We start from the raw sequence: 24746 nt of genomic DNA, 5'->3' as shown, positions 1-24746 counted from the left end.
ATGATCCTCCGTCGGCTACGCGACACCGAGGAGGACGCCGAGGCGGTACGGACCGTGTCCGCCGCCGCCTTCGGCGCCTCCCGCGCCCTCCCCGGCGCGCCCGACGCCGAGTGGCCGCCGCGCCGCGTCGCCCTCGCCCACGGCCGCAACCGCCACCTGGCCCGCACCGACCCGGGCGGCTGCTGGCTGGCCGTGGACGACGCCGGGATGCCGGTGGGCGCGGCGCTGTCCACCCGGCGCGAGGGCACCTGGGGGCTGGCGATGCTGGCGGTGCTGCCGCGGGCGCAGGGGCGCGGCCTCGGGCGGGAGCTGCTGGCCGCGACGCTCGCGTACGGCCGCGCCTGCCTGCGCGGGATCATCGTGGGCTCCGAGGACCCGCGCGCGGCCGCCACCTACCGGCGCGCGGGCTTCACCCTGCACCCGGCCATCCGGATGCGCGGAGTCGTCGACAAGGTGGCCAAGGACCGGCTGCCCCCGCTGGACGGCGCCGTGTTCGAGGGCGGGGCCAGGCAGCGGGACATGCTGGACTCCGTGGACCGCCGCACCCGGGGCGGGGCGCACGGGCCCGACCACGACCTGCTGCTGCGCCAGCGCCGGCTGTTCGTCTCGGACGACCTGGCGGGCAGCGGCTACTGCTACGTCGGCGACGACGGCAAGGTGGAGCTGCTGGCCGCGACCTCGCGGCGGCTGGCGAAGCGGCTGCTGACCGCCGCGCTGCTCAGCCTCCCCGAGGGCACCGAGGCCCGGGTCCCGAGCCTGACGGCCGAGCAGGAGTGGGCGGTGGACGTGGGCCTGGCGGCCGGTCTCGAGCTGTCCACCAGGGGCTATGTGTGCCTGCGCGGGATGCGGCCCCCGGCCCCGTACATCCCGTCCAGTACATTCCTGTGAGGGTGAGGGGTACCTTCCTGTGACCGTGAGAATTGAGGTACCCGAGGCGCTGGCCGCCTCGCAGAGCAGGTACGAGGGGGCCGCCGGGCGCGCCTGGGTCGCGGCGCTGCCGGGGCTGGTCGCCGGGTACCTGGACCGGTGGGAGCTGCGCCCGGACGGGCCGCCGATGCACGGTGCGTGCGCCCTCGTGCTGCCGGTGACGGGCGCGGGCGGCGACGGTCCGGCCGTGCTCAAGGTGCAGCTGGTCACCGAGGAGACCGTGGACGAGCCCGCCGCGCTGCGGGCGTGGGGCGGGCTGGGCGCGGTCCGCCTGCTGCGGGACGAGCCGGCCGGCGGGGCGATGCTGCTGGAGCGTCTTGACCCCGCCCGCTCGCTGTCCGCCGTCCCCGACGACACGGCCGCCGTCGAGGTCCTGGCCGGGCTGCTGGCCCGCCTTGGCGAGGCCCCGGCCCCGCCAGGCCTGCGGCACCTCGCGGACATCGCCGCGGCGATGCTCGACCGGGTGCCTGGGGCGGTGGCCGCGCTCGGCGCCCCGGAGGACGCCCGCCTGGTCCGTGACTGCGCGGCCGCCGTGCGGGAGGTGGCCGGGGAGCCCGGCGACCGGCTGCTGCACTGGGATCTGCACTACGACAACGTCCTGGCCCCGCCCGCCCCCGACGCCGACGGCCGGGGCCCGTGGCTGGCCATCGACCCCAAACCGCTGGTGGGCGACCCGGGCTTCGAACTCTTCCCGGCCCTGTACAACCGCTGGGACGACATCACCGCGACCGGGGACGTGCCGCGCGCGGTGCGCCGCCGCTTCGATGTGATGACCGAGGTGCTGGGGCTGGACCGGCGGCGGGCGCGGGCCTGGACGCTCGGGCGCGTGCTGCAGAACACGCTGTGGGCGGTGGCCGGCGGCGCGCGGGCGGTCGATCCGGTGCGGGCCGCGATCGCCCGCGCGCTGCGGAGCCCCTGACCGCACGCGGACGGGCCACCCGCGCGCCGGGGACACGCGGACGGGCCGCACCCCCGCGCCGGGGGTGCGGCCCGTCCGTACGGGTGACCGCTGGGGGTTACTTGCGGATCAGCGAGCGCAGCACGTACTGCATGATGCCGCCGTTGCGGTAGTAGTCGGCCTCACCGGGGGTGTCGATGCGGACGACCGCGTCGAACTCGACGCCCGTGTCGGTGGTGACCTTCACGGTGCGCGGGGTGGTGCCCTCGTTCAGCTCGGTGACGCCGGTGATGGAGAAGGTCTCCTCACCGGTCAGGCCCAGCGACAGCGCCGAGGCGCCCTCCGGGAACTGGAGCGGCAGCACGCCCATGCCGATGAGGTTCGAGCGGTGGATGCGCTCGTACGACTCGGCGATGACGGCCTTGACGCCGAGCAGCGCGGTGCCCTTGGCGGCCCAGTCGCGGGAGGAGCCGGAGCCGTACTCCTTGCCCGCCAGGATCACCAGCGGGATGCCCGCGGCCTGGTAGTTCTGCGAGGCGTCGTAGATGAAGGAGACCGGCCCGCCCTCCTGGGTGAAGTCGCGGGTGTAGCCGCCCTCGGTGCCCGGCGCGACCTGGTTGCGCAGGCGGATGTTGGCGAAGGTGCCGCGGATCATGACCTCGTGGTTGCCGCGGCGCGAGCCGTAGGAGTTGAAGTCGCGGCGCTCGACGCCGTGCTCGGTGAGGTACTTGCCGGCCGGGGTGTCGGCCTTGATGGCACCGGCCGGGGAGATGTGGTCGGTGGTGACCGAGTCGCCGAGCTTGGCGAGCACCCGGGCGCCGGTGACGTCCTGGACGGGGGCCGGCTCCATGGTCATGCCCTCGAAGTACGGGGGCTTGCGGACGTAGGTGGACTCCGGGTCCCACTCGAAGGTGTTGCCGGTCGGGATCGGCAGCGCCTGCCACTGCGCGTCGCCCGCGAAGACGTCGGAGTAGCTGGAGGCGAACATCTCCTGGCCGATCGCGGAGGCGACGACCTCCTCGACCTCCTTCTCGGAGGGCCAGATGTCGGCCAGGTGGACCGGGTTGCCGTCCTGGTCGGTGCCGAGGGCGTCCTTGGTGATGTCCACCTTCATGGAGCCCGCGATGGCGTACGCGACGACCAGCGGCGGGGACGCCAGGTAGTTCATCTTGACGTCCGGGTTGATCCGGCCCTCGAAGTTGCGGTTGCCGGAGAGCACGGAGGTGACGGCGAGGTCGGCCTCGTTGACGGCCTTGGAGACCTCCTCCGGCAGCGGGCCGGAGTTGCCGATGCAGGTGGTGCAGCCGTAGCCGACCAGGTTGAAGCCCAGCTTGTCCAGGTACGGGGTGAGGCCGGCCCGGTCGTAGTAGTCCATGACGACCTTGGACCCGGGCGCCAGGGTGGTCTTGACCCACGGCTTGCGGGTCAGGCCCTTCTCCACGGCCTTCTTGGCCACCAGGGCGGCGGCGACCATGACGTACGGGTTGGAGGTGTTGGTGCAGGAGGTGATCGCGGCGACGGTGACGGCGCCGTGGTCGATCTCGTACTGGCTGCCGTCGGGGGCGATGACCGGGGTCGGCTTGCTCGGCACGCCGTTGTGGTTGACGGCCGGGGCGTCGGAGGCGGGGAAGGACTCCTTGCCCGTCTCCTCGTCCTCCGAGACGTAGTTGCGCACGTCCTGGGCGAACCGCTCGGCGGCCTCGGACAGGATGATCCGGTCCTGCGGGCGCTTGGGGCCGGCGATCGACGGGACGACCGTCGACAGGTCGAGCTCCAGCTTCTCGGAGAAGTCCGGCTCGGCGGCCGGGTCGAGCCACAGGCCCTGCTCCTTGGCGTACGCCTCGACGAGCGCGAGCTGCTGCTCGCTGCGGCCGGTGAGCTTGAGGTAGTTGATGGTCTCGCCGTCGATCGGGAAGATCGCGGCGGTGGAGCCGAACTCCGGCGACATGTTGCCGATGGTGGCGCGGTTCGCGAGCGGGATGGAGGACACGCCCTCGCCGTAGAACTCGACGAACTTGCCGACCACGCCGTGCTTGCGCAGCATCTCGGTGATGGTCAGCACCAGGTCGGTGGCGGTGGTGCCGGTCGGCAGCGAGCCGGTCAGCTTGAAGCCGACGACGCGCGGGATCAGCATGGACACCGGCTGGCCCAGCATCGCGGCCTCGGCCTCGATGCCGCCGACGCCCCAGCCCAGCACGCCCAGGCCGTTGACCATGGTGGTGTGCGAGTCGGTGCCGACCAGGGTGTCGGGGTACGCCTGTCCGTTCCGCACCATGACGGTGCGGGCCAGGTGCTCGATGTTGACCTGGTGGACGATGCCGGTGCCCGGCGGGACGACCTTGAACTCGTCGAACGCCGTCTGGCCCCAGCGCAGGAACTGATAGCGCTCCTTGTTGCGCCCGTACTCCAGCTCCACGTTCTGCGTGAACGCCTCGGGGGTGCCGAAGCGGTCGGCGATGACCGAGTGGTCGATGACCAGCTCGGCGGGCGCGAGCGGGTTGATGCGCGCGGGGTCACCGCCCAGCTCCTTGACGGCCTCGCGCATGGTGGCGAGGTCGACGACACAGGGCACACCGGTGAAGTCCTGCATGATCACACGGGCCGGCGTGAACTGGATCTCCTGGCTGGGCTGGGCGCTCGGATCCCAGTTGCCCAGCGCGCGGATGTGGTCGGCGGTGATGTTCGCGCCGTCCTCGGTGCGGAGCAGGTTCTCCAGCAGCACCTTCAGGCTGTACGGCAGCCGGGCGGAGCCCTCCACCTTGTCGAGCCTGAAGATTTCGTACGACTCGTCGCCCACCTGCAGCGTGCTGCGGGCGTCGAAGCTGTTCGCCGACACGACTGTCTCCTTCATGCATGATCTCGCGCGTACTACCGCAATCCTGCCGTCACATGCCCTCGCCCATCAGCTAAGGCCAGACTTACTTAGGCAAGCCTTACCAGTGCGGCCGCGGTGCGCCTTCCGGCGGATATCTCGATGTCAAGATAACCCTAATACATGGGCCGCCGCACAGGGGGCTCGCGTGGCGATCAACTGTGCCTTTGCTCACCATGAGGACCAGGCGAAGGAGGACCTCATGGATTCCTCGGGCACTCCCCCCTCGGAACCTCCCTCGGAACCCCCGTCCGGATCTCCCTCGGAACCTCCCTCCGGCTCTCCCTCCGGGGTTCCCTCACAGCCGCCACTGAACGCCGTCGAGCGCCAGGAGTACGAACGGCTGCGCAAGGCGGCGGCCGTCCGCCACCGCCGGCTGCGCTACGCCGCCGCGTCGGTGCTGCTGGTGCTGGCCGTGCTGCTCGCCCCGCTCGCCGTGGTGGCCACCTGGACGCACGAGGAGGTCGCCGACACCGACCGGTACGTGCAGACCGTGGCCCCGCTGGCCTCCGAACCCGCCGTGCAGAACGCGGTGACCGACCGGCTCACCAAGCGCGTGGTCGACAACGTGGACGTGGCCGGTCTCACCGCCGCCCTCTCCAGGGCCCTCGACCGGGTCGGCGCCCCGCCCCGGGTGGCCGACAGCGCCCGGCTGCTGACCGGGCCGCTGAAGACCGCCCTGACCACGGGCGTGCACGACGTGGTGGCCAAGGTGGTGCGCAGCGACCAGTTCGCCCAGGTGTGGACCGCCGCCAACCGCCGGGCACACGCCGCCGTGGTGAAGGTCCTCACCGGTGAGGGGCCCAGCGCCGTCCAGGCCAGGGGGAACACCGTCGTCCTGGACATCGGCACCCTCATCGACAACGTCAAGCGCCGGCTGGTGCAGGCGGGCTACGAGAAGGCCGCGAAGATCCCCACCGTGGAGCGTACGGTCCCGCTGCTGCGGGTCGAGAAGCTCGACAAGGCGCAGAACGCCATGCGGCTGCTCGATGTGCTGGGCCTGTGGCTGCCGGTCGCCGCGATCGTGCTCGCCGCGCTCGCCGTGTGGACGGCCCCCGCGCACCGGGTGGCGCTGATGAGCGTCGGCGTGGGCGTCGCGGTGATGATGCTGGTGCTGCTCGTCGGCCTCGCCGTCATGCGCCAGGTCTATCTGGGCTCCGTCCCGCCCACCACGCTGCCCGCCGACGCCGCCGCCACCATCTACGACACCTTCGTACGCTTCCTGCGCGAGTCCACCCGCACGATCCTGGTCATCGCGGTGATCACCGTGGTGTCCGGCTATCTGTACGGCCCCGGGCGCGGCGCCCGCGCCGTGCGCTCGGGGGCCGCCCGCGCCACCGGCGCCACCGGCCGGGCGCTGGCCCGCACCGGTGCGCGCACGGGTGGTACGGGCCGCTGGCTGGACGCCCACCGCGCCTGGACCACCGGGGTCGTCATCACCGGCGGCGCGCTCGCCCTCGTCCTGTGGAACCACCCCACCCCGGCGTCCGTGGCGCTCGTGCTGGGCGTGGTCGTCCTCGTCCTGGCGCTGCTCGGCATCCTCGCGTCGGCGGCGGGCGAACGTCACGAGAGCCCCTTATCGGTGGCGGAGAGCCCCTTATCGGTGGCGGCGGCAGCGGTGAACCGGCCCGACCGTCCGAGGTGGCAGCCTGGAACGCAGGAGGCAGGCGGTGAGTTCCGGCGGAGACGAACACCGGCCACCCCGGTTCGGCAGAGCACGGAGTGTCCTGGCCGCGGCGCGCTCGCCAGCGGTCGCCGGGCTGGCCGAACGGCTCCTGGCGGTGAACACCGTGGAGGCCGCCATGCGGCTGGCCGCCCAGGCGTTCCTGACGGCCCTGCCGCTGCTGATGGCGGTGTCCGCGTTCGCCCCCCAGGGGCTGAAGGGCCTGCTGACGGACTCCGTGCGCTCCGTCGTGGGCGTGCGTGGCGAAGCGCTGGACGAGGTGCGCCGGGCCCTCGCCGCGTCCGGCACCGCCAGGACCCCGTCGGGTGCCGTGGGCATCGTGGTGGCGCTGGTGTCGGCGACGGCCTTCAGCCGCGCCCTGCAAGCGGTCTGCGAGCGGTGCTGGAAACTGCCCAGGGCGGGCCTCCGCGTGGCGGCGTGGCGCTGGCTGCTGTGGCTGCTGGTGTGGCTGGCGGTGCTGCTCGTACAGGCGCCGCTGCGCAGGGGCTTCGGCACCGGGATCGTCTCGGGGCTCGTGTTCTCCCTGCTGTCGGCCGTCCTGCTGTGGTGGTGGACCCAGCACCTCCTGCTGGGCGGCCGGGTCGACTGGCTGCTCCTGCTCCCCGGCGCGGTCCTCGCGGGCACCGGCACCGTGCTGCTGGGCTACGCCTCCCGTCTGCTCATGCCCTTCGCCATGAACCGCAGCCTCGGCGACTTCGGCCCCCTCGGTCCCGTGTTCACGCTGCTGTCCTGGCTCATCGTGATGTTCCTGATCGTGGTGGCGGGCCTCGCGATCGGCCAGCTGGTGGCCACCTCCGCGTGGTACGCCCGGCTCGCCGGCCTGCCGGCGGGTGACGGGGCGGGGTCGGGGGCGGGGGCGGCCGGTCACCGATACGAGTGATCGCTGGGGAGAAACGCCCCACGTCGTGAAGGATTGCGATAGACCTTCCGCAGTCGTCATGCTGCAGTTACGTCGCCTGGTGGAGGACCGATGAGCGTGCAACCCCATTCGGACACGGCTTCGTACGTGGCCGACGACCCCGAAACCGCACTTAAGTACGCGATCCAGCACGTCCGGGGGGACGACCGGGTGCAGATCGTCGAGGGGGTCATCGAACCGTTGTCTCCGACCTGGGGCCATGAGAAGGCAGCCGACAAGATCCGTAACCAGATCGCGCCGGTCGTATCCAAGCTCGGGTGTGTAGCGGGGTCAGGCAATTTGGACCTGCCCGGCAGCACTAACTGGTACGTGCCCGACGTGGCGGTAGTACCTGAAGAGCTGGCAGAGGCCAGGGCACTGTTGCCCGACCAGACCCTGCTGGTCGTCGAGGTCACCTCGGACTCGAACGGAGACACCGACCGGATCGTGAAGCGCCGCCGCTACGCCGAGTACCGCGCCCCGCTGTATCTGCTGGTCGACCGGCAGGAGCGCACCTGCACGCTCTACAGCGAGCCCGGGGACCTGGGCTACACCGAGGTGCACGGCCCGCATCCGTTCGGTACGCCGATCCGGCTCCCCGAGCCGTTCGACCTGGAGCTGGACACCTCGGAGTTCTGACGGCCGCCGGCGGGCTCAGCCGCCCGTGAGGCGGGTGCGGACGAGGGCGAGGAGCTCGTCGTCCGAGAGGCCGATCGCGCGGGCCCGGGCGACCAGGCCGTGGACCTCCTCGACGAGGCGGGCGCGGCCGGGGGAGGTGGTGGCGCCGGTGACGACCGCGCCGCGGCCGCGGCGGAGTTCGATCAGGCCCTCTTCGCGGAGCCGCTGGTAGCCGCGGAGGACGGTGTGCACATTGACGCCGAGGGAGTCGGCGAGGGCGCGGGCGGCGGGGAGGCGTTCGCCGGGGTGGACGGTGCCGTCGGCGATGGCGCGGCGTACGGAGGAGGCGATCTGGTCGCCGAGCGGGACCGGGGAGCCGGGGTCGACCGTGAACAGCATGTCAGCTCGCGTCCGCCGGGCGGCCCGCGCCGCGGTCGACGAGGGTGTTGAGCAGGGCCGCGGCGGTGCGGGCATCGTCCACCGTCACCACGAACTCCTTTCCGGTGGTCAGCCGCAGGCACAGCGCGTCGCCGGAGCGCATGACCAGGCCGCTGCGCCCGGCCCGGATCCGGTAGCCCCAGCCGCCGAAGTCGCCGAAGGCGTCCACCGGGCGGCTCGTGGCCTCCTCGATGCGGCCGAGCGGCACCCGCAGCCGGGGCCGCCGGACCACGGGCGGGGTCACGGTCAGGCCGCGCCGGTCGACGGTCACCCGGCAGGCGGACAGCAGCACGGAGATCACCCCCATGATCGTCATCGGCAGCCCGCTCCCCGGGTTCACGGCGAAGGCCAGTATGGCGCCCGCGCCGACGAGGGCGGCCCCCACCGCCAGCAGCACGCGCGAGGTGACGGTGCGCGTCCAGCTGGCGACCTCGCCCTTGCCCAGCGGCAGGCGGTGCGGCTCGCCGGCGGGCCGGTCGGCGGACCGCGCGTCCGCGCCCGCCAGCAGCCAGCCGACCGCGCCGGCGGGCAGGGCGCAGGCCAGGGCCACGGCCAGCTGCCACATGGGGAAGCGGACATCGGCGGCGTCGGGGACGTCGGCGTTGGCGAAGAGCGTGGCGGGGAACGCGTAGCCCAGCAGCCCCGACTCGCCGTACGCGCAGGCGATCAGCGGGCGCAGCGAGCCCAGGCTCCGGCTCGTGCGGTGGGCGAGCACGGCGAAGACCGCCCCCTGGACCGCGAGGAGCGCGACGGCCACCCCGACGAAGGAGCCCGCGCCGGAGAACCCGTCGGCCCTGCCGCTCGCCGGGAAGTGGGTGGCGAGCGGGTCCGGCAGCCGGTCGCGCAGGGCCGCGTACGTGGTGACGACGGCGGCGCAGGCCAGGGCGAAGGGGAGGACGACGACCAGCGTGCGGCGCGGGGACTGATTCACGAGCACCTCCTATTGTTCGCATACTAGTAGAACAATCGCGCGCGATCACCCGACCGGGCAGGGCCTCGCGCACCCCTCACCCGATCGCCACCCCCGTCACGCCTGCATCTCATATCTGAGATAGCCTCTCCCGTATGACTGATGACTACCTCTCCCGCATCGGCAAGCTCATCCGTGACGCCCGCCAGCATCGCGGCTGGACCCAGTCGCAGCTCGCGGAGGCTCTGGGCACAAGCCAGAGCGCGGTCAACCGTATTGAGCGCGGCAACCAGAACATCAGCCTTGAGATGATCGCCAGGATCGGCGAGGCGCTCGACAGCGAGATCGTCTCGCTCGGCTACGCGGGGCCGATGCATCTGCGGGTCGTCGGCGGCCGCCGCCTCTCGGGCGCCATCGACGTCAAGACGAGCAAGAACGCGTGCGTCGCCCTGCTGTGCGCCACGCTGCTCAACTCGGGCCGTACGACGCTGCGAAGGGTCGCCCGGATCGAGGAGGTCTACCGGATCCTGGAGGTGCTGAACAGCGTCGGCGTCCGCACCCGCTGGATCAACGACGGGGCCGATCTGGAGATCGTGCCGCCCGCCGAGCTGGACCTCGACGCGATGGACACCGAGGCCGCCCGCCGCACCCGCAGCGTCATCATGTTCCTCGGCCCCCTGCTGCACCGCATGGAACAGTTCAAGATCCCCTACGCGGGCGGCTGCGACCTCGGCACCCGCACCGTCCAGCCGCACATGACCGCGCTGCGCCCCTTCGGCCTCGAAGTGACCGCCACGGACGGGATGTACCACGCGCGGGTGGACCGCACGGTGGCCCCCACCCGCGCCATCGTCCTGACCGAGCGCGGCGACACGGTCACCGAGAACGCCCTGCTGGCCGCGGCCCGCCACGACGGCGTCACCGTTATCCGCAACGCCTCCCCCAACTACATGGTCCAGGACCTGTGCTTCTTCCTCGAGGAGTTGGGGGTCAAGGTCGAGGGAGTGGGCACCACCACCCTCACCGTGCACGGCGTCCCCCGCATCGACCGGGACGTGGACTTCTCCCCCTCCGAGGACCCGGTCGAGGCGATGAGCCTGCTCGCCGCCGCGGTGGTCACGGAGTCGGAGCTGACGATCCGGCGGGTCCCGGTGGAGTTCCTGGAGATCGAGCTGGCGGTGCTCGAGGAGATGGGCCTGGACCACGAGCGCGGCATCGAGTACGCGGCCGACAACGGCCGCACCCGGCTGGTCGACCTGACCGTACGGCCCTCCAAGCTCCAGGCCCCGATCGACAAGATCCACCCGATGCCGTTCCCCGGCATCAACATCGACAACGTGCCCTTCTTCGCGGCCATCGCCGCCTCCGCGCAGGGCTCCACGCTGATCCACGACTGGGTCTACGACAACCGGGCCATCTACCTGACCGAGTTGAACCGCCTGGGCGCCCACGTCAAGCTCCTCGACCCGCACCGGGTCCTGGTGGAGGGCCCGACCCGGTGGCGCACGGCCGAGATGATGTGCCCGCCGGCGCTGCGGCCCGCGGTGGTGGTCCTGCTGGCGATGCTGGCGGCGCCGGGGACCTCGGTCCTGCGCAACGTGTATGTGATCAACCGGGGTTACGAGGACCTGGCGGAGCGGCTGAACTCGATCGGCGCGCAGATCGAGACCTTCCGCGACATCTGAGCACGCCCGGCGATAACGCCGTGTTGCCCTGACCAACTCCCCGCCATCTGTTGACGACGTCAACGCGAAGGTGCCATCCTCGTCAACAGGTGAAGGTATACGCTCCCTACGGAACGTACCCACCTTGTATGCGACGGGTGAAGCGGGGAGGGCCAGTGGGCCAGGAGACGGTCGACGGACGGTTCCGGATCACGGGGATTCTGGGGCGCGGGAACATGGGCGAGGTGCACCGGGCCCGGGACCTTCGGGCCGCCCCGGACTCCCCGCACCAGGAGGTCGCGGTCAAGACCGTGCTCCGGGCCCGGACCGGAGTCGCCGTCGACGCGTCGGGGCCGAGCAAGGAGATCGACCGTTTCCGCCGTGAAGTGCGGATCATGCGCATGCTCTCCCAGGGCCACCCCAACCTCACCCTGCTGATCGACGGTGGCGTGGACCGCACGCCGGGCGGCAGTGGCCTGCCCTACCTGGCCATGGAACTGCTGGACGGCCACCCCCTCGCGGACCTCATCGACGAGGAGCCGCAGCTGCCCGTCTCCTGGGTCGCCGCCATCGGGGCGCAGATCGCCGCGGGGCTCGCCGCCGCCCACACCGCCGGGGTCGTCCACCGCGATCTGAAGCCGGCCAATGCGATGCTGACCCGCGACGGCACCGTCAAGGTCCTCGACTTCGGCATGGGCTCGGTCGTCGACGACCCCGACCAGACCAGGCTGACCAGCACCGGCGTCAGCGTCGGCACGGCGCGGTACATGGCACCCGAGCAGTTCCGCGCCGAGCGGGTTTCTGCGTCGGCCGACCTCTACGCGCTCGGCTGCATCGTGTACGAGCTGCTGATCGGACGGCCGCCGTTCTCCGCCAGAACCCCCTACGAGCTGTCCGAACAGCACCAGCACGAGCGGCCGCCGCGACTGACACTGGTGCGCCCGGACCTGCCCCCCGAGCTGGTCCGGCTGGTGGACCGCCTCCTGGAGAAGGACGCCGAACTCCGGCCCGAGAACGCCGCCCTGGTGCGCGAGGCGCTGGTCCCGCTCGCGCTCGCACGGGACGACACGGCCGCCCTGCTGGCTCCGCACTGGCAGGTGATGGACCCGGTGGCACGGCTGCGCGCCCTGCTCCCCGAGCCCGCGCCGGCCGCCCCCGCACCCGTGCCGCGCAGGGAGCCGCGCCTGCCCGAGGCGATGGACGTCTTCGGCATCCACGCCGACCTGATCAGCGAGTACGAAAGCTTCACCAAGAGCGCCACGGTGATCAGGGACGCCCGCATCGCCGGTTTCGTCGAGGACGACCTGGCGGCGAAGTCGCAGTGGCCCGACCCGTGGCTGTCCCTGAACCCGTTCTTCGCCGACGGCGGCCAGGTCACCGACCTCGTGCGGGACGAAGTGCTGCATCCGAAGTGCGCGGAGATCTTCCAGGCCGGCAAGAAGGAGACCTCGCCGCGCCCGGACGGCCGGCCCCTGACCTTCCATCTCCACCAGCGGCAGGCGATCGAGGCCGCGCAGGCGGGCGACTCCTATGTGCTCACCACGGGCACCGGTTCCGGCAAGTCGCTGGCGTACATCGTCCCGATCGTGGACCGCGTACTGAAGGAGCGTCAGGCGGCGGGACCGGACGCGGGTGGCCGCGTGCGCGCGATCGTCGTCTATCCCATGAACGCGCTGGCCAACTCACAGCTCGGTGAGCTGGAGAAGTATCTGCGCCACGGGTTCGGGAAGGGCCGGGAGCCCGTCACCTTCGCCCGCTACACCGGCCAGGAGTCCGACGAGGACCGCCGGGAGCTGCGCAAGAACCCCCCGGACATCCTGCTGACCAACTACGTGATGCTGGAGCTGATGCTGACCCGGCCGGACGACCGGTCCAGCCTGATCCGCATGGCCGAGGGGCTTCAGTTCCTCGTCTTCGACGAGTTGCACACCTACCGGGGCAGGCAGGGCGCGGACGTGGCGTTCCTGATCCGCCGGGTGCGGGAGGCCTGCCGCGCGTCCTCGACCCTGCAGTGCATCGGCACCTCGGCGACCATGTCCACCGAGGGCTCCTGGGAAGACCAGCAGCGCGAGGTGGCCAGGGTCGCCGGCCGGCTGTTCGGTACGCCGGTGCTGCCGAAGCGGGTCATCGGCGAGACCCTGGTCCGGGCGACCGAGGAGGCCCCGGAGACCGTGCCCGCCGAGCGGCTGCGGGTGCCGGCCGCGCCCCGCTCGTACGAGGCGCTGACGAAGGACCCGCTGGCCCGCTGGGTGGAGTCCCGGTTCGGCCTGGAGCGCGAGGAGGGCACGGGGCGGTTTCGCCGCCGCGCCCCGGGCACCGTCGAGAAGGCGGCGGCCAAGCTGGCCGCGCAGTCCGGGGTGCCCGAGGAGAGCGTGCGCGAGGCGATCCGGACGACCCTGGAGGCGGGTGCGCAGGCCAAGCATCCCGTGACGGAGCGGCCGCTGTTCGCGTTCCGGCTGCACCAGTTCCTCTCCAAGGGCGACACCGTCTACACGACGCTCGAGGACCCGCTCACCCGGCCGCTCACCCGCACCTACCAGCTGGAACAGCCGGACAGCGACGGCAAGCCGCTGTTCCCGCTGGCGTTCTGCCGTGAGTGCGGCCAGGAGTACCTGACCGTCTGGCGCACGGAGGACGGCGGCGCGTTTGGTTACGAACCGCGCCGGGACACCTCCGCCTCCGGGGGCCGTGAGGGCGAGGGCTATCTGTACCTGGGCATCCCCGGGGAGGACTACGAGTGGCCGGCCGACCCGCAGAAGGCCGTGGACGACCGGCGGCTGCCGGAGTCGTGGCTGGAGCCGGACGCGCAGGGCGTGACGGTCGTCAAGAAGTCCTACCGGCCACGGCTGCCCAAGCGGGTCGTCGTGGACGCCCACGGACACGAGTCGGGTGAGGGGCTGGTGGCGGCCTTCGTCCCGGCACCGTTCCTGTTCTGCGTGCACTGCCAGGTCTCCTACGAGCAGACCCGCGGCCGGGACTTCGCCAAGCTGGCCACCCTCGACCAGGAGGGGCGTTCCTCGGCGACCTCGCTGATCTCCGCGTCCATCGTGAAGTCCCTGCGGGCGGTGCCGGAGGAGAGCCTGGGCAAGGAGGCGCGCAAGCTCCTCACCTTCGTCGACAACCGGCAGGACGCCTCGCTCCAGGCCGGGCACTTCAACGACTTCGCCCAGGTGACCCAGTTGCGTGGCGCCCTCTATCAGGCCGCGGTACGGGCCGGTGAAGAGGGGCTGCGCCACGACGACCTGGCCGAGGCCGTCACCGAGGTGATGGGCCTCACCCCGCGCGAGTACGCGGCCGGCACCGACCTGCCTCCGTCCATGGAGCGCCGGGCCACGAAGGCGTTCCGGGACGTCGTGGGATACCGCCTGTACCGCGATCTGGAGCGCGGCTGGCGCATCACGATGCCGAACCTGGAGCAGACGGGGCTGCTGCGGATCGACTACGAGGACCTGGCCTGGATCGCCGCCCACCCCGAACGCTGGCAGTCCGCGCACGCCGCGCTGCGCGACGCCGATCCTGCCCTGCGCGAGGAGGTCGCCCGGACGCTGCTCGACTTCATGCGGCGTGCCCTCGCCATCGATGTGCAGTACTTCCGCGACGACTTCGACACCTTGCAGCGGGCGAGCGAGGAGCGCCTGACCGGGCCGTGGGTGCTCAGTGAGAGCGACCGGCCCGCGGTGGGCACCGCCTACCCATACGGCTCACGGCCGGGTATGGAGCGGACCGCTCAGTTCCTTTCGGCCCGCGGCAAGTTCGGCAAGTATCTGCGGCGCAACATGCCGGACCTGCGCGACCTTCCCCTCGACGACGTCCAGAAGGTCATCGAGGACCTGTTGACGGTACTGCGCGACGCCGACCTGGTGCGCGAAGTGGACGCGACCCCCGAGCAGTCCGGTCCGGCCTACCGCCGCCGCGCGGCGCAGAAGCGCACCGGTTACCGGGTGTCGGCCGCCGCGCTGATCTGGCGGGCCGGGACCGGAGAGCGGGGCGCGGTCGATCCCCTGGCGCGCACCTACACCAGCGGCGAGGGCCCGCGCGTCAACCCGTTCTTCCGCGACCTGTACCGCACCGCGGCCGCCGAGCTGGCCGGCCTCTACGCGCGGGAGCACACCGCGCAGGTCACCCCGGAGGACCGGCTGGAGCGCGAGCGGCAGTTCCGCGACGCCGAACTGCCGCTGCTGTACTGCTCGCCGACGATGGAGCTGGGCGTGGACATCTCCTCGCTCAACGCGGTGATGATGCGCAACGTGCCGCCGACCCCGGCGAACTACGCGCAGCGCTCGGGCCGGGCGGGCCGTTCCGGTCAGCCCGCGCTGGTGACGACGTACTGCGCGACGGGCAACAGCCACGACCAGTACTACTTCCGCCGCTCCCAGGCCATGGTGTCGGGGCAGGTGGCCCCGCCGCGCCTGGACCTGGCCAACGAGGACCTGGTGCGCTCGCATCTGCAGGGCATCTGGCTGGCGGAGACCGGGATGAAGCTCGGCACCGCGATCCCGGAGGTCGTCGACGTCGCCTACGACCCCGACGGGGACGACCGCCCCGACCCCCACATGCCGCTGCCCCTCCTCCCGGACATCCTCAGCGCGTCCCTGGACGAGGACGCCCGCAGGCGCGCGGCCGCCACCGCCCGTACCGTCCTCGCCCCGCTGATCGCGGACTTCGAGTCGACCACCTGGTGGTACGACGAGTGGATCGAGGACCGGATCGAGCGGGCCCCGGAGAAGTTCGACGCCTCCTTCGATCGGTGGCGGGATCTGTTCCGGGCCGCCGTCATCGACCAGTACGAGCAGAACAAGCGCGTCGTGGACCACACCCTCTCCCCGGGCGAGCAGAGCCGGGCGCGCTCTCGCCGCCGGGAGGCGGAGACGCAGACGAACCTCCTGCTGAACCGCTCCGTCGACAGCAAGTCGGTGATGAGCGACTTCAATCCGTACCGCTACCTGGCGTCCGAGGGGTTCCTGCCCGGCTACAGCTTCCCGCGGCTGCCGCTGGCCGCGTACATCCCGCGCTCCGGCAACCGCCGCAACGCCGACGGCGACTACTTGCAGCGTCCCCGCTTCCTCGCGATCCGCGAGTTCGGCCCGGGCGCGCTCATCTACCACGAGGGCGCCCGCTATCAGGTCACCCGGGTGCAGCTGCCGCCGGACGCCTCGGGCGAGCTGGCGACGGCGGAGGCGCGCCGCTGCGACGGCTGCGGCTACCACTACGCCGTCAAGCCCGGCTCCGACACGTGCACGATGTGCGGGGAGGAGCTGTACGGCAAGCGCACCGGCCTGCTCCACCTCCACACCGTGTACACCACGCCGCGCGAGCGGATCTCCTCCGACGAGGAGGAGCGCCGCCGGGCCGGTTTCCGGCTGGAGACCTCGTACGCGTTCCAGGACCACGGGGCCCGCAAGGGGCGGCTCACCTCGCATGTCGCCGACGCCGACGGGGCGCCCGTCCTCGACCTGGACTACGGCGACTCCGCGACCGTCCGGATCACCAACCTCGGCCGGGTCCGCGACAAGGAGGGCGAGCCGGACGGCTACTGGCTGGACCTGGGCGACGGCCGCTGGCTCAACGACCGGGCCGCCGCGGACGCCATCGAGGGCACCGGCATGCCGGTGGTCGACGAGGACGGCAACGAGAAGCGCCGCAAGAAGCGGGTCCTGCCCTTCGTGGAGGACCGCCGCAACATCCTCGTGGTCACCCTGGAGGAGCCGCTGCCCGAGCCGGTGGCCCTGTCGTTCCTGTACGCGCTGGAGCGGGGCATCGAGGCGGCGTTCGAGCTGGAGGACTCCGAGCTGACCGCGGAGCTGCTGCCGCCGGACGACGGCCCGCGCCGCCGCATGCTGTTCACGGAGGCCGCCGAGGGCGGCGCCGGGGTGCTGCGCCGGATCCAGCACGACAGGCACGCCCTCGCCAAGGCCGCCCGGACCGCGCTGGAGATCTGCCATTTCGGCGAGGACGAGGGCGGCCCCGCGGGCGGCGAGAAGTGCGCCCGCGGCTGCTACGCCTGCCTGCTGACCTACGCCAACCAGACCCACCACCGCCAGCTGAGCCGGCACGCCGCCCGCCCGCTGCTGGAGCGGCTGGCCCAGGCCCGCACCGAGCGGGAGGACCGCGGCGAGTCCCGGAGCGAAGCCTTCCGCAGGCTCGCCCCGGCGGCCATGTCCCACAGCGCCTCGCCGACCCCGGTGGAGGCCGATCTGGCGGCCCTCGTCGCGGGCGGTGACCTGCTCGGCTGGCTGCGGGCGAAGGGCTACCGGCTGCCGGACGAGGCCGGCGTCCTGGTCCCGGAGGCCGGGGCGTGCCCCGACCTCGTCTTCCGCCTGGACGGGGCCAACCTCGCCGTGTTCGTCGACGTCCCCGGCCACACGGCCGACTCCACCCGCGACGTCGAGGCCGGGTACCGCCTGGAGGACGCCGGCTGGGACGTCCTGCGCTTCCCCACGGACGCGGACTGGGACGCCATCATCGAGCACAACGCCGCCTACTTCCGCCTCCGTTGATCGTCGCACCCCTCCTGTCGCCCCCCTCTCGATCCCAAGGAAACCGAGACATCTCATGAGCCTCACGTACACAGCCGGCTCCCTGGTCGCCGCCCGTGGCCGGGAATGGGTGGTGCTGCCCGAGAGCGCCCCCGACATGCTGGTGCTGCGCCCCCTGGGCGGGAGCGAGGACGACATCGCGGCCGTCTTCCCCACCTTCGAGGAGGTGCGCCCGGCCGAGTTCGCGGCGCCGAGCCCGGCCGACCTGGGCGACCAGCGGGCCGCCGGTCTGCTGCGCACGGCGCTGCGCATCGGGTTCCGCTCGGGTGCGGGCCCGTTCCGCTCGCTGGCGTCGATCGCCGTCGAGCCCCGGGCCTACCAGCTGGTGCCGCTGCTGATGGCGCTGCGGCAGCGCACCGTGCGGCTGCTGATCTCGGACGACGTCGGTATCGGCAAGACCGTCGAGGCCGGCCTGATCGCCAAGGAACTCCTCGCCCAGGGCGAGGCGACCCGGCTGGCGGTGCTGTGCTCCCCCGCCCTGGCCGAGCAGTGGCAGTCCGAGCTGCGGGAGAAGTTCGGCATCGACGCCGAGCTGGTCCTGGCCTCCACGGTGACACGGCTGGAGCGCGGCCTGGAGCTGGGCCAGTCCCTGTTCGACAAGCACCCCTGCACGATCATCTCGACGGACTTCATCAAGTCGACCCGGCACCGGGAGGACTTCGTCCGGCACTGCCCCGAACTGGTGATCGTCGACGAGGCCCACACCTGCGTGGCGGCCGACGACACCGCACAGGGCGGCACCTCGTCCGCGGCGAACCAGCTCCGCTACGAGCTGCTGCGCAGGATCTCCGCCACCGCCGACCGGCATCTGCTGCTGCTGACCGCGACCCCGCACTCCGGCAAGGAGTCCGCGTTCCGCAACCTGCTCGGCCTGGTGCGGCCCGAACTCGCCACGCTGGACCTGGAGTCCGCGGCGGGGCGCGCGAAGCTCGCCGAGCACTTCGTGGCCCGCAAGCGCGCCGACGTCCGCGACTACCTCACCAAGGAGGACGGCCTCGCCGACGACTCCCTGGCCGAGCGGACCGCCTTCCCGTCCGACCGCTGGACCAAGGACGAGCCGTACAAGCTGACGCCCGCCTACCGGGCGCTGCTCGACGACGCCATCGCCTACGCGCGGGACCGCGTCACGGCGGCCGGGGAGCAGGGCAAGCGGGAGGCCCGCATCGCCTGGTGGTCGGTGATCGCGCTGCTGCGCTCGATGGTGTCCTCACCCGCGGCCGCCGCGCAGACCCTCAAGACGCGTTCCGAGTCCGCCACCGCCCGCACCGCGCAGGAGGCGGACGCGCTGGGCGCCCCGGTGGCCGCCGACTCCGCCGAGAACGACCGGCTGGAAGGCATGGACGTCGCCCCCGGCGCCGCCGAGTCGGAGGAGGCGGGCGCCCGGCTGCTCGAACTCTCGCAGCGGGCGGCACAGTTGGTGGGACCGGCCGAGGACGCGAAACTGAAGGCGCTCACCCGGCATCTGAAGGGCCTGATCGCCGACGGCTACCACCCGATCGTCTTCTGCCGTTACATCCCCACCGCTGAGTACCTCGCCACGCAGCTCGACGGCAAGCTCGGCAAGAAGACCAAGATCGCCGCGGTCACCGGCACCCTCTCCCCGCAGCAGCGTCTTGAGCGCATCGAGCAGCTCGCCGCCGAATCCGCCGAGGAGGCCGGCGACCCCGCCGCCCGCCGCGTGCTGATCGCCACGGACTGTCTCTCCGAGGGCGTCAACCTCCAGCACCACTTCGACGCCGTCGTCCATTACGACCTGGCCTGGAACCCCACCCGCCACGACCAGCGGGAGGGCCGCGTCGACCGCTACGGGCAGAAGCGCGACCAGGTCCGTGTCATCACCATGTACGGCGAGGACAACGGCATCGACGGCAAGGTCCTGGACGTGCTGTTCAAGAAGCACCGGCAGATCAAGAAGGACCTGGGCATCTCCGTCTCCGTCCCCGACGAGACCGCCTCCGGCGTCACCGACGCGGTGGTGGAGTGGCTGCTGCTGCACGGACGGCAGGGCAGCCAGGAAAGCCTGTTCGACGTGGACGGCCACCAGGAGTCGTTCGACCGCATCGAGCGCGAGTGGAACTCGGCCGCCGAGCGGGAGAAGACGTCCCGCTCCAAGTACGCCCAGCGCGCCATCCACCCGGAGGAGGTGGCCCGCGAGGTCGCCGCCGTACGGGCCGCGCTCGGGGGCGCCGACGAGGTGCGCGGCTTCGCCCTGGAGGCGCTGCGCGACCTGGAAGCGCTGGTCCGCGACCCACGCGGTGGCACCGGCGACTTCACCGCCCAGCTCGGCGGCGCCCCGGCCGGCCTGCGCGACGCGCTCGCCGCCACGCTCGGCGGACGGCTGATCGAGGAGGACCGGGAGATCCCCTTCCGTACGACACCGGCGATCGCCCGCGGCGAGGCCGCGCTGGTCCGCACCGACCCCGTGATCGGCGCCATCGCCTCGTACGTCCTGGACTCGGCGCTCGACGCGAACACCCCGGGCCCCCGCCCCGCCCGGCGCTGTGGCGTCGTCACCACGGACGCGGTCACCATCCGCACCACCCTCCTGCTGGTCCGCTACCGCTTCCACCTCACCCTGCCGTCCCGCACCGGAGAGCGGCAATTGGTCGCGGAGGACGCCCGGCTGCTCGCCTACGAGGGGATGCCGGCGCGCGCCCGCTGGCTGGACGACGACGCGGCCACCGCCCTCCTCGCGGCCCGCGCCACCGCCAACACCCACGAGCAGCTGGCCCGCAACCAGATCACCCGCGCCCTGGACGGCCTGCCGGACCTGTCCGCCCACCTCACGGAGTACGGCACCCGCCTGGCCGCCGAACTCGACACCTCGCACCGCCGCGTGCGCAAGGCCAACGAGGAGATCGTCCGCGGCCTGAAGGTCGTCCCGCAGGAGCCCGCCGATGTCCTCGGCGTGTACGTCTATCTGCCGCAGCAGCCCGTTTCTATCGCGCCGGGAGCCGAAGCCTGATGTCCGCCGCCACCCGCACCGCCCTGGCCTTCACCGCCGTCACCACGGTCGGCGGACTGCTCCCCGCCGACATGCTCCTGCGCATCGCCGAGGCGCGGAACCTCCCGGGCACCAAGCCCGCCGACTACGGCCTGCCCGCCTCGGTCCCCGTACGCGACGAGGCCGAGCGCGCCTGGGAGTACCTCAAGCCGCTCTGGCGCGACCTGCGCACCGCCCTGCCGTCCGACCCGAACACCGGCGCCCCCGCCGCCGACCCGACCGGCCGCGCGGGCACCGACTGGCTCGCCCAGCTCTTCCGCAAGCTGGACTTCGGCGCGCTGACGGAGGTCGGTGGGGACGGCATTCCCGCCGACTCGGACCCGGACAAGCGGTTCCCGGTCTCCCACCGGCACGGCCCGGCCCTCGTCCATCTGATCCCCTGGAACCAGGAGCTCGACAAGCGCCCGGCGGCTGGGCAAGTCCCCGCGCAGTCCATGCTCCAGGACTGCCTCAACCGCACCGAGGCCCACCTGTGGGCAGCACTTACCAACGGCCGCCGCCTGCGGCTGCTGCGCGACTCTTCGTCCTTCTCCACCGCCGCCTACGTCGAGTTCGACCTGGAGGCGATGTTCGACGGCGAGCTGTTCAGCGAGTTCGTGCTGCTGTACAGCCTGCTGCACGCGTCGCGGTTCGAGGTGCCGGAGGGGGCGGCGCCCTCGGGGTGCTGGCTGGAGAAGTGGCGGACCGAAGCCGTCACCTCGGGGGCGCGGGCGCTGGACCAGCTCCGGCTGGGGGTGCAGAACGCGCTGACGGTGCTTGGTACGGGGTTCCTGCGCCACCCCGACAACGCGCGACTGCGGGAGAACACCGACCCGAAAGCGCTCCGGGATGCTCTGCTGCGCCTCGTCTACCGTCTGCTCTTCGTCTTCGTCGCCGAGGACCGCGATGCCCTGCTCGACCCGGAGGCCGGCGAGCGGCAGCGGGAGGCGTACGAGCGGTACTTCTCCTCGGCGCGGTTGCGTCAGCGCGCCCGGCGGCGTCAGGGCACGGCACACGGCGACCAGTACGAGGCTCTGCGGATCGTCCTCGACGCGCTGGGTACGGAGGATGGCCGCCCGGAGCTGGGGCTGCCGGGGCTCGGCGGCCTGTTCACCCACACGGATGCCGATGCCCCGCTGGACGGTCTGAAGCTGTCCAACGAGTCGTTGCTGGCCGCCGTCCGTCACCTGGCCCAGGTCCGCGACCCGGGCGCGCGGCGCTGGCGGGCGGTGGACTACCGCCACTTGGACGCGGAGGAGCTGGGCTCGGTGTACGAGTCCCTGCTGGAGCTGGAGCCGAAGCACTCGGCGACGGACCGCTCGTTCGAGCTGATCGAGGTGGCTGGGAACAGCCGTAAGACGACCGGGAGTTACTACACGCCGTCCTCGCTCATCGAGTGCCTGCTGGACACGACGCTCGACCCGGTCATAGACGACGCGGTCAAGCGGGGCGAACAGCGGGCCACGGAGGCCGGTCGTCCCGATCCGACGGATGACATTGTTGATGAGCTGCTGTCGCTGATGGTGTGTGACCCGGCGTGTGGATCTGGACACTTCCTCGTGGCCTCGGCGCGGCGTATCGCCAAGCGCGTGGCGTCCGTGCGGGAGCGCAACCCGGAGCCGACGGTCGACGCGATGCGTCACGCGTTGCACGAGGTCGTCGCGCGCTGCATCTACGGTGTCGACCTCAACCCGATGGCCGTGGAGCTGGCCAAGGTCTCCCTGTGGATCGAGGCCATGGAACCGGGCAAGCCGCTCGGCTTCCTGGACGCGCATGTCAAGCACGGGAACGGCTTGATCGGCGCGACGCCGAAGCTGCTGGCGGACGGTGTTCCGGACGACGCCTTCAAGCCGATCGAGGGCGACGACCGGAAGTACGCGGCCGGGCTCGTCAAGCGCAACAAGGCCCAGCGCGGTGGCCAGGACGAGCTTCTGTTCGACACGGATGCGCTGCCCGGCAATGAGCGTTACGCCGCTGAGCTGGCCCGGATCACTGCTGCACCTGCCGATTCCCTGAAGCAGGTGCGGGCGCAGGAGTCCGCGTACCGCGCCTACACGGAGTCGACCGCGTATGTGCACGACCTGCACGCTGCTGACGCGTGGTGTGCCGCGTTCGTCTGGCCCAAGCGGGAGGGGGCGCCGGAGGCGCCGACGGATCAGGTGTTCCGGGCTCTGCGGGGGCGTGACCAGTCGGCTGTGCCGGATGCCACGCATGAGGAGATTCTGCGGCTGCGGGATCAGTACGGCTTCTTCCACTGGCACCTGGAGTTCCCGGAGGTGTTCGCCGTCCCGGAGTCCGGTGTCGGGGTTCAGGAAGGAACGGGCTGGGCCGGAGGGTTCGACGCGGTGGTGGGGAATCCGCCGTGGGAGAGCGTGAACTTTCCGGAGACGGAGTTCTTTGCAGTGCGCGCTCCGGAGATTGCAGCAACCAACAACACAGCTGCCCGCAAGAAGAAGATCCGAGAACTCAAGGAAAACCCGGACACCATGCACCTGCACAGCAGCTACGAGCTTGCAAAGCGTAAGGTCTACGGTGAGAGTCACTTCTTGCGCGCTTCAGCCCGCTACCCACTGACCGGACAGGGAAATCTCAATCTATACGCACTTTTCGCCGAGGGCGACCGCGTCCTAACCTCCAGCCGAGGTCGCACTGGCGTCATCATTCCAACCGGCATCGCGACAGACGCACGTACACAGTATTTCTTCAAGGATGTCGTCATGAAGGGCCATTTGGTGGCTCTCTACGGTTTCGAGAATGAGGAGAAGGTCTTCCCCAGCGTCCATCACAGCATGAACTTCGCCTTGTTCTGCATGGCAGGCTCCGGCACCCCAGACAACCCCATCTCCTTCGCCTTCCGCGTCCGCCAAGTCGCCCAGATCCCCGAACGCGCCTACACCCTCACCGCCCGCGACATCCAACTCCTCAACCCGAACACCGGTACCTGCCCCGTCTTTCGCAGTCGGCGCGACGTTGAGATCACTCTCGGCATCTACCGCCGGGTCCCCGTCCTGATCAACGAGACGAAGGGCTCGGACGGGAATCCATGGGATGTCTCATTCATGACCATGTTCCACATGTCGCATGAGTCGCACCTCTTCCGTCCCAACATCCAAAACGGTGAGACCTTCAACGATCTCCTCAATAGCGGTTGGCGTCTCGACGGCAACGTCCTGGTCCGCGGCGCCGAACGGCTCCTCCCCCTATACGAGGCGAAGATGCTCCACCACTACGACCACCGCTTCTCCACGTACGAGAACGCCACAGAGAAGCAACTGGCCGTGGGCACTCTCCCCCGCTTCACTCTGGATCAACACCAGGATGCATCTGCTGTCCCCCTACCCCGGTACTGGGTCTCGGAACAGGACTGGACTAACGGCGAGTTCGACAAGAAGACCGGAGAGGAAGTCAAGGAAGCCGGAGTCTCTACCCGACTGGCCAGGAGGGGGTGGAAGCGGGATTGGCTGCTTGGATGGCGGGACATCACGAATACGAGTAACGAGCGGACCACTATCTCGTTCGTTTTCTCGCGTTCCGGAGTTGGCAACAAGGTTCCAATCATGACATCGAGCCTTCCCGCAGCTAGTCTCGGATCACTCATTGCTTGCCAGTCATCCTTCGCGCACGACTTCGCAAGCCGACAAAAGGTCGGCGGAATTACGATGAACTTCTTCATCGTTCGACAGTTGCCCACCCCCACCCCCGCCCAACTGGCCCCCCACCTGAACTCGATCGTTCCACGCCTTCTCGAACTCACCTACACCGCTGCGGACATGGAAGCGTTCGCCCGCGACCTAGGCGACACCGGCACCCCCTTCCGCTGGGACCCCGAGCGCCGTGCCATCATCCGCGCCGAGCTGGACGCCCTCTTCTTCCACCTCTACGGCATCACCCGCGACGACACTGCCTACATTCTGGACACCTTCAACGTCGTCCGCGACAACGACATCAAGGCGCACGGCGAGTACCGCACCAAGAACCTGATCCTCGCCGAGCACGACCGCATGGCCGCCGCCGGTCTCACCTTGGAGAACCCGCTCATCGAGGGCGAGTCCGGCAACTACCGCTCCACCCTCACCCCGCCCCCCGGCCAGGGCCCCCGCCACGCCTGATCCGCCCCACACGCAAGGAACGAACATCTCGTGGTACGCCGAAGCCAGACCAGCAACCCGCGCTCGGCCGTCGTCCTGACGTCGGGCGCGGACTGGGGCACGCGTGCCGCCGGGCAGCGTCGGGGCAGCGGGGCGGAGTTCCCGATGCCCCGGCGGCAGGCGGCGAAGGTCAAGGCGTTGCAGCAATCCCTCGGACTGATACGCACGGC

General features: G+C 71.2%; 13 protein-coding genes. 8 read left to right on the top strand and 5 right to left on the bottom strand.

The annotated features are described in order from the left end of the window. Positions 1 to 888 carry a GNAT family N-acetyltransferase gene (locus BBH68_RS23565; RefSeq protein ID WP_065965469.1) on the top strand — a complete coding sequence of 296 codons (888 nt, stop codon included), beginning with the start codon at positions 1 to 3 and terminating at the stop codon, positions 886 to 888. Between the two features lie 19 nt (positions 889 to 907). Beyond that, the gene (locus BBH68_RS23560; protein WP_245738247.1) at positions 908 to 1846 is read left to right on the top strand and encodes an aminoglycoside phosphotransferase family protein; all 939 of its coding nucleotides are present in this window, start codon (positions 908 to 910) and stop codon (positions 1844 to 1846) included. 97 nt (positions 1847 to 1943) lie between these two features. Here the strand turns inward: BBH68_RS23560 and acnA are convergent, their stop codons facing one another. The 3 genes from acnA to BBH68_RS44315 all read right to left on the bottom strand — a co-directional run bounded on the left by acnA (position 1944) and on the right by BBH68_RS44315 (position 5834). Next, positions 1944 to 4661 carry an aconitate hydratase AcnA gene (gene acnA / locus BBH68_RS23555; protein WP_065965468.1) on the bottom strand — a complete coding sequence of 906 codons (2718 nt, stop codon included), beginning with the start codon at positions 4659 to 4661 and terminating at the stop codon, positions 1944 to 1946. 417 nt (positions 4662 to 5078) lie between these two features. Beyond that, on the bottom strand, positions 5079 to 5543 hold the full coding sequence (locus BBH68_RS44320) for a hypothetical protein (RefSeq protein ID WP_065965467.1): 465 nt from the start codon (positions 5541 to 5543) through the stop codon (positions 5079 to 5081). A gap of 45 nt (positions 5544 to 5588) precedes the next feature. Next, entirely contained in the window at positions 5589 to 5834 is a 246-nt protein-coding gene (locus BBH68_RS44315; protein ID WP_065965466.1) for a hypothetical protein, read from the bottom strand. 533 nt (positions 5835 to 6367) lie between these two features. On the opposite strand from BBH68_RS44315, the gene BBH68_RS23540 reads away from it, so the two are divergent. Together BBH68_RS23540 and BBH68_RS23535 are read left to right on the top strand one after the other, a co-directional pair. After that, positions 6368 to 7261, top strand: a complete 894-nt coding sequence (locus BBH68_RS23540; RefSeq protein ID WP_245738246.1) for a ribonuclease BN — start codon at positions 6368 to 6370, stop codon at positions 7259 to 7261. 90 nt (positions 7262 to 7351) lie between these two features. Then, positions 7352 to 7918, top strand: coding sequence for a Uma2 family endonuclease (locus tag BBH68_RS23535; protein WP_065965465.1), 567 nt, complete (start codon positions 7352 to 7354; stop codon positions 7916 to 7918). A gap of 15 nt (positions 7919 to 7933) precedes the next feature. On the opposite strand, the gene BBH68_RS23530 is transcribed toward BBH68_RS23535, so the two are convergent. Further along, positions 7934 to 8296 (bottom strand): GntR family transcriptional regulator, encoded by a 363-nt coding sequence (locus tag BBH68_RS23530; protein ID WP_065965464.1) that lies wholly within the window; start codon positions 8294 to 8296, stop codon positions 7934 to 7936. A gap of 1 nt (position 8297) precedes the next feature. Further along, positions 8298 to 9266 carry an SdpI family protein gene (locus BBH68_RS23525; RefSeq protein WP_104531380.1) on the bottom strand — a complete coding sequence of 323 codons (969 nt, stop codon included), beginning with the start codon at positions 9264 to 9266 and terminating at the stop codon, positions 8298 to 8300. Between the two features lie 134 nt (positions 9267 to 9400). Between BBH68_RS23525 and BBH68_RS23520 the strand changes: the two genes are divergently transcribed. The 4 genes from BBH68_RS23520 (at position 9401) to BBH68_RS23505 (ending at position 24537) form a co-directional block, all read left to right on the top strand. Next, on the top strand, positions 9401 to 10930 hold the full coding sequence (locus BBH68_RS23520; protein ID WP_065965462.1) for a helix-turn-helix domain-containing protein: 1530 nt from the start codon (positions 9401 to 9403) through the stop codon (positions 10928 to 10930). Between the two features lie 128 nt (positions 10931 to 11058). After that, on the top strand, positions 11059 to 17406 hold the full coding sequence (locus BBH68_RS23515) for a protein kinase domain-containing protein (protein WP_065965461.1): 6348 nt from the start codon (positions 11059 to 11061) through the stop codon (positions 17404 to 17406). A 55-nt stretch (positions 17407 to 17461) separates the two neighbouring features. After that, entirely contained in the window at positions 17462 to 20410 is a 2949-nt protein-coding gene (locus BBH68_RS23510; protein WP_065965460.1) for a DEAD/DEAH box helicase, read from the top strand. After that, complete coding sequence (locus BBH68_RS23505) at positions 20410 to 24537, top strand: Eco57I restriction-modification methylase domain-containing protein (protein WP_065965459.1); 4128 nt, start codon at positions 20410 to 20412, stop codon at positions 24535 to 24537. The genes BBH68_RS23510 and BBH68_RS23505 overlap by 1 nt, the downstream gene beginning before the upstream one ends. The last annotated feature ends 209 nt before the right edge of the window (positions 24538 to 24746 follow it).

The sequence above is a fragment of the Streptomyces sparsogenes genome, assembly GCF_001704635.1.
Classification (GTDB): Bacteria; Actinomycetota; Actinomycetes; order Streptomycetales; family Streptomycetaceae; genus Streptomyces; species Streptomyces sparsogenes.
Note: the sequence above shows the minus strand (reverse complement) of the source record. Positions and strands in the feature narration are given on the sequence as shown.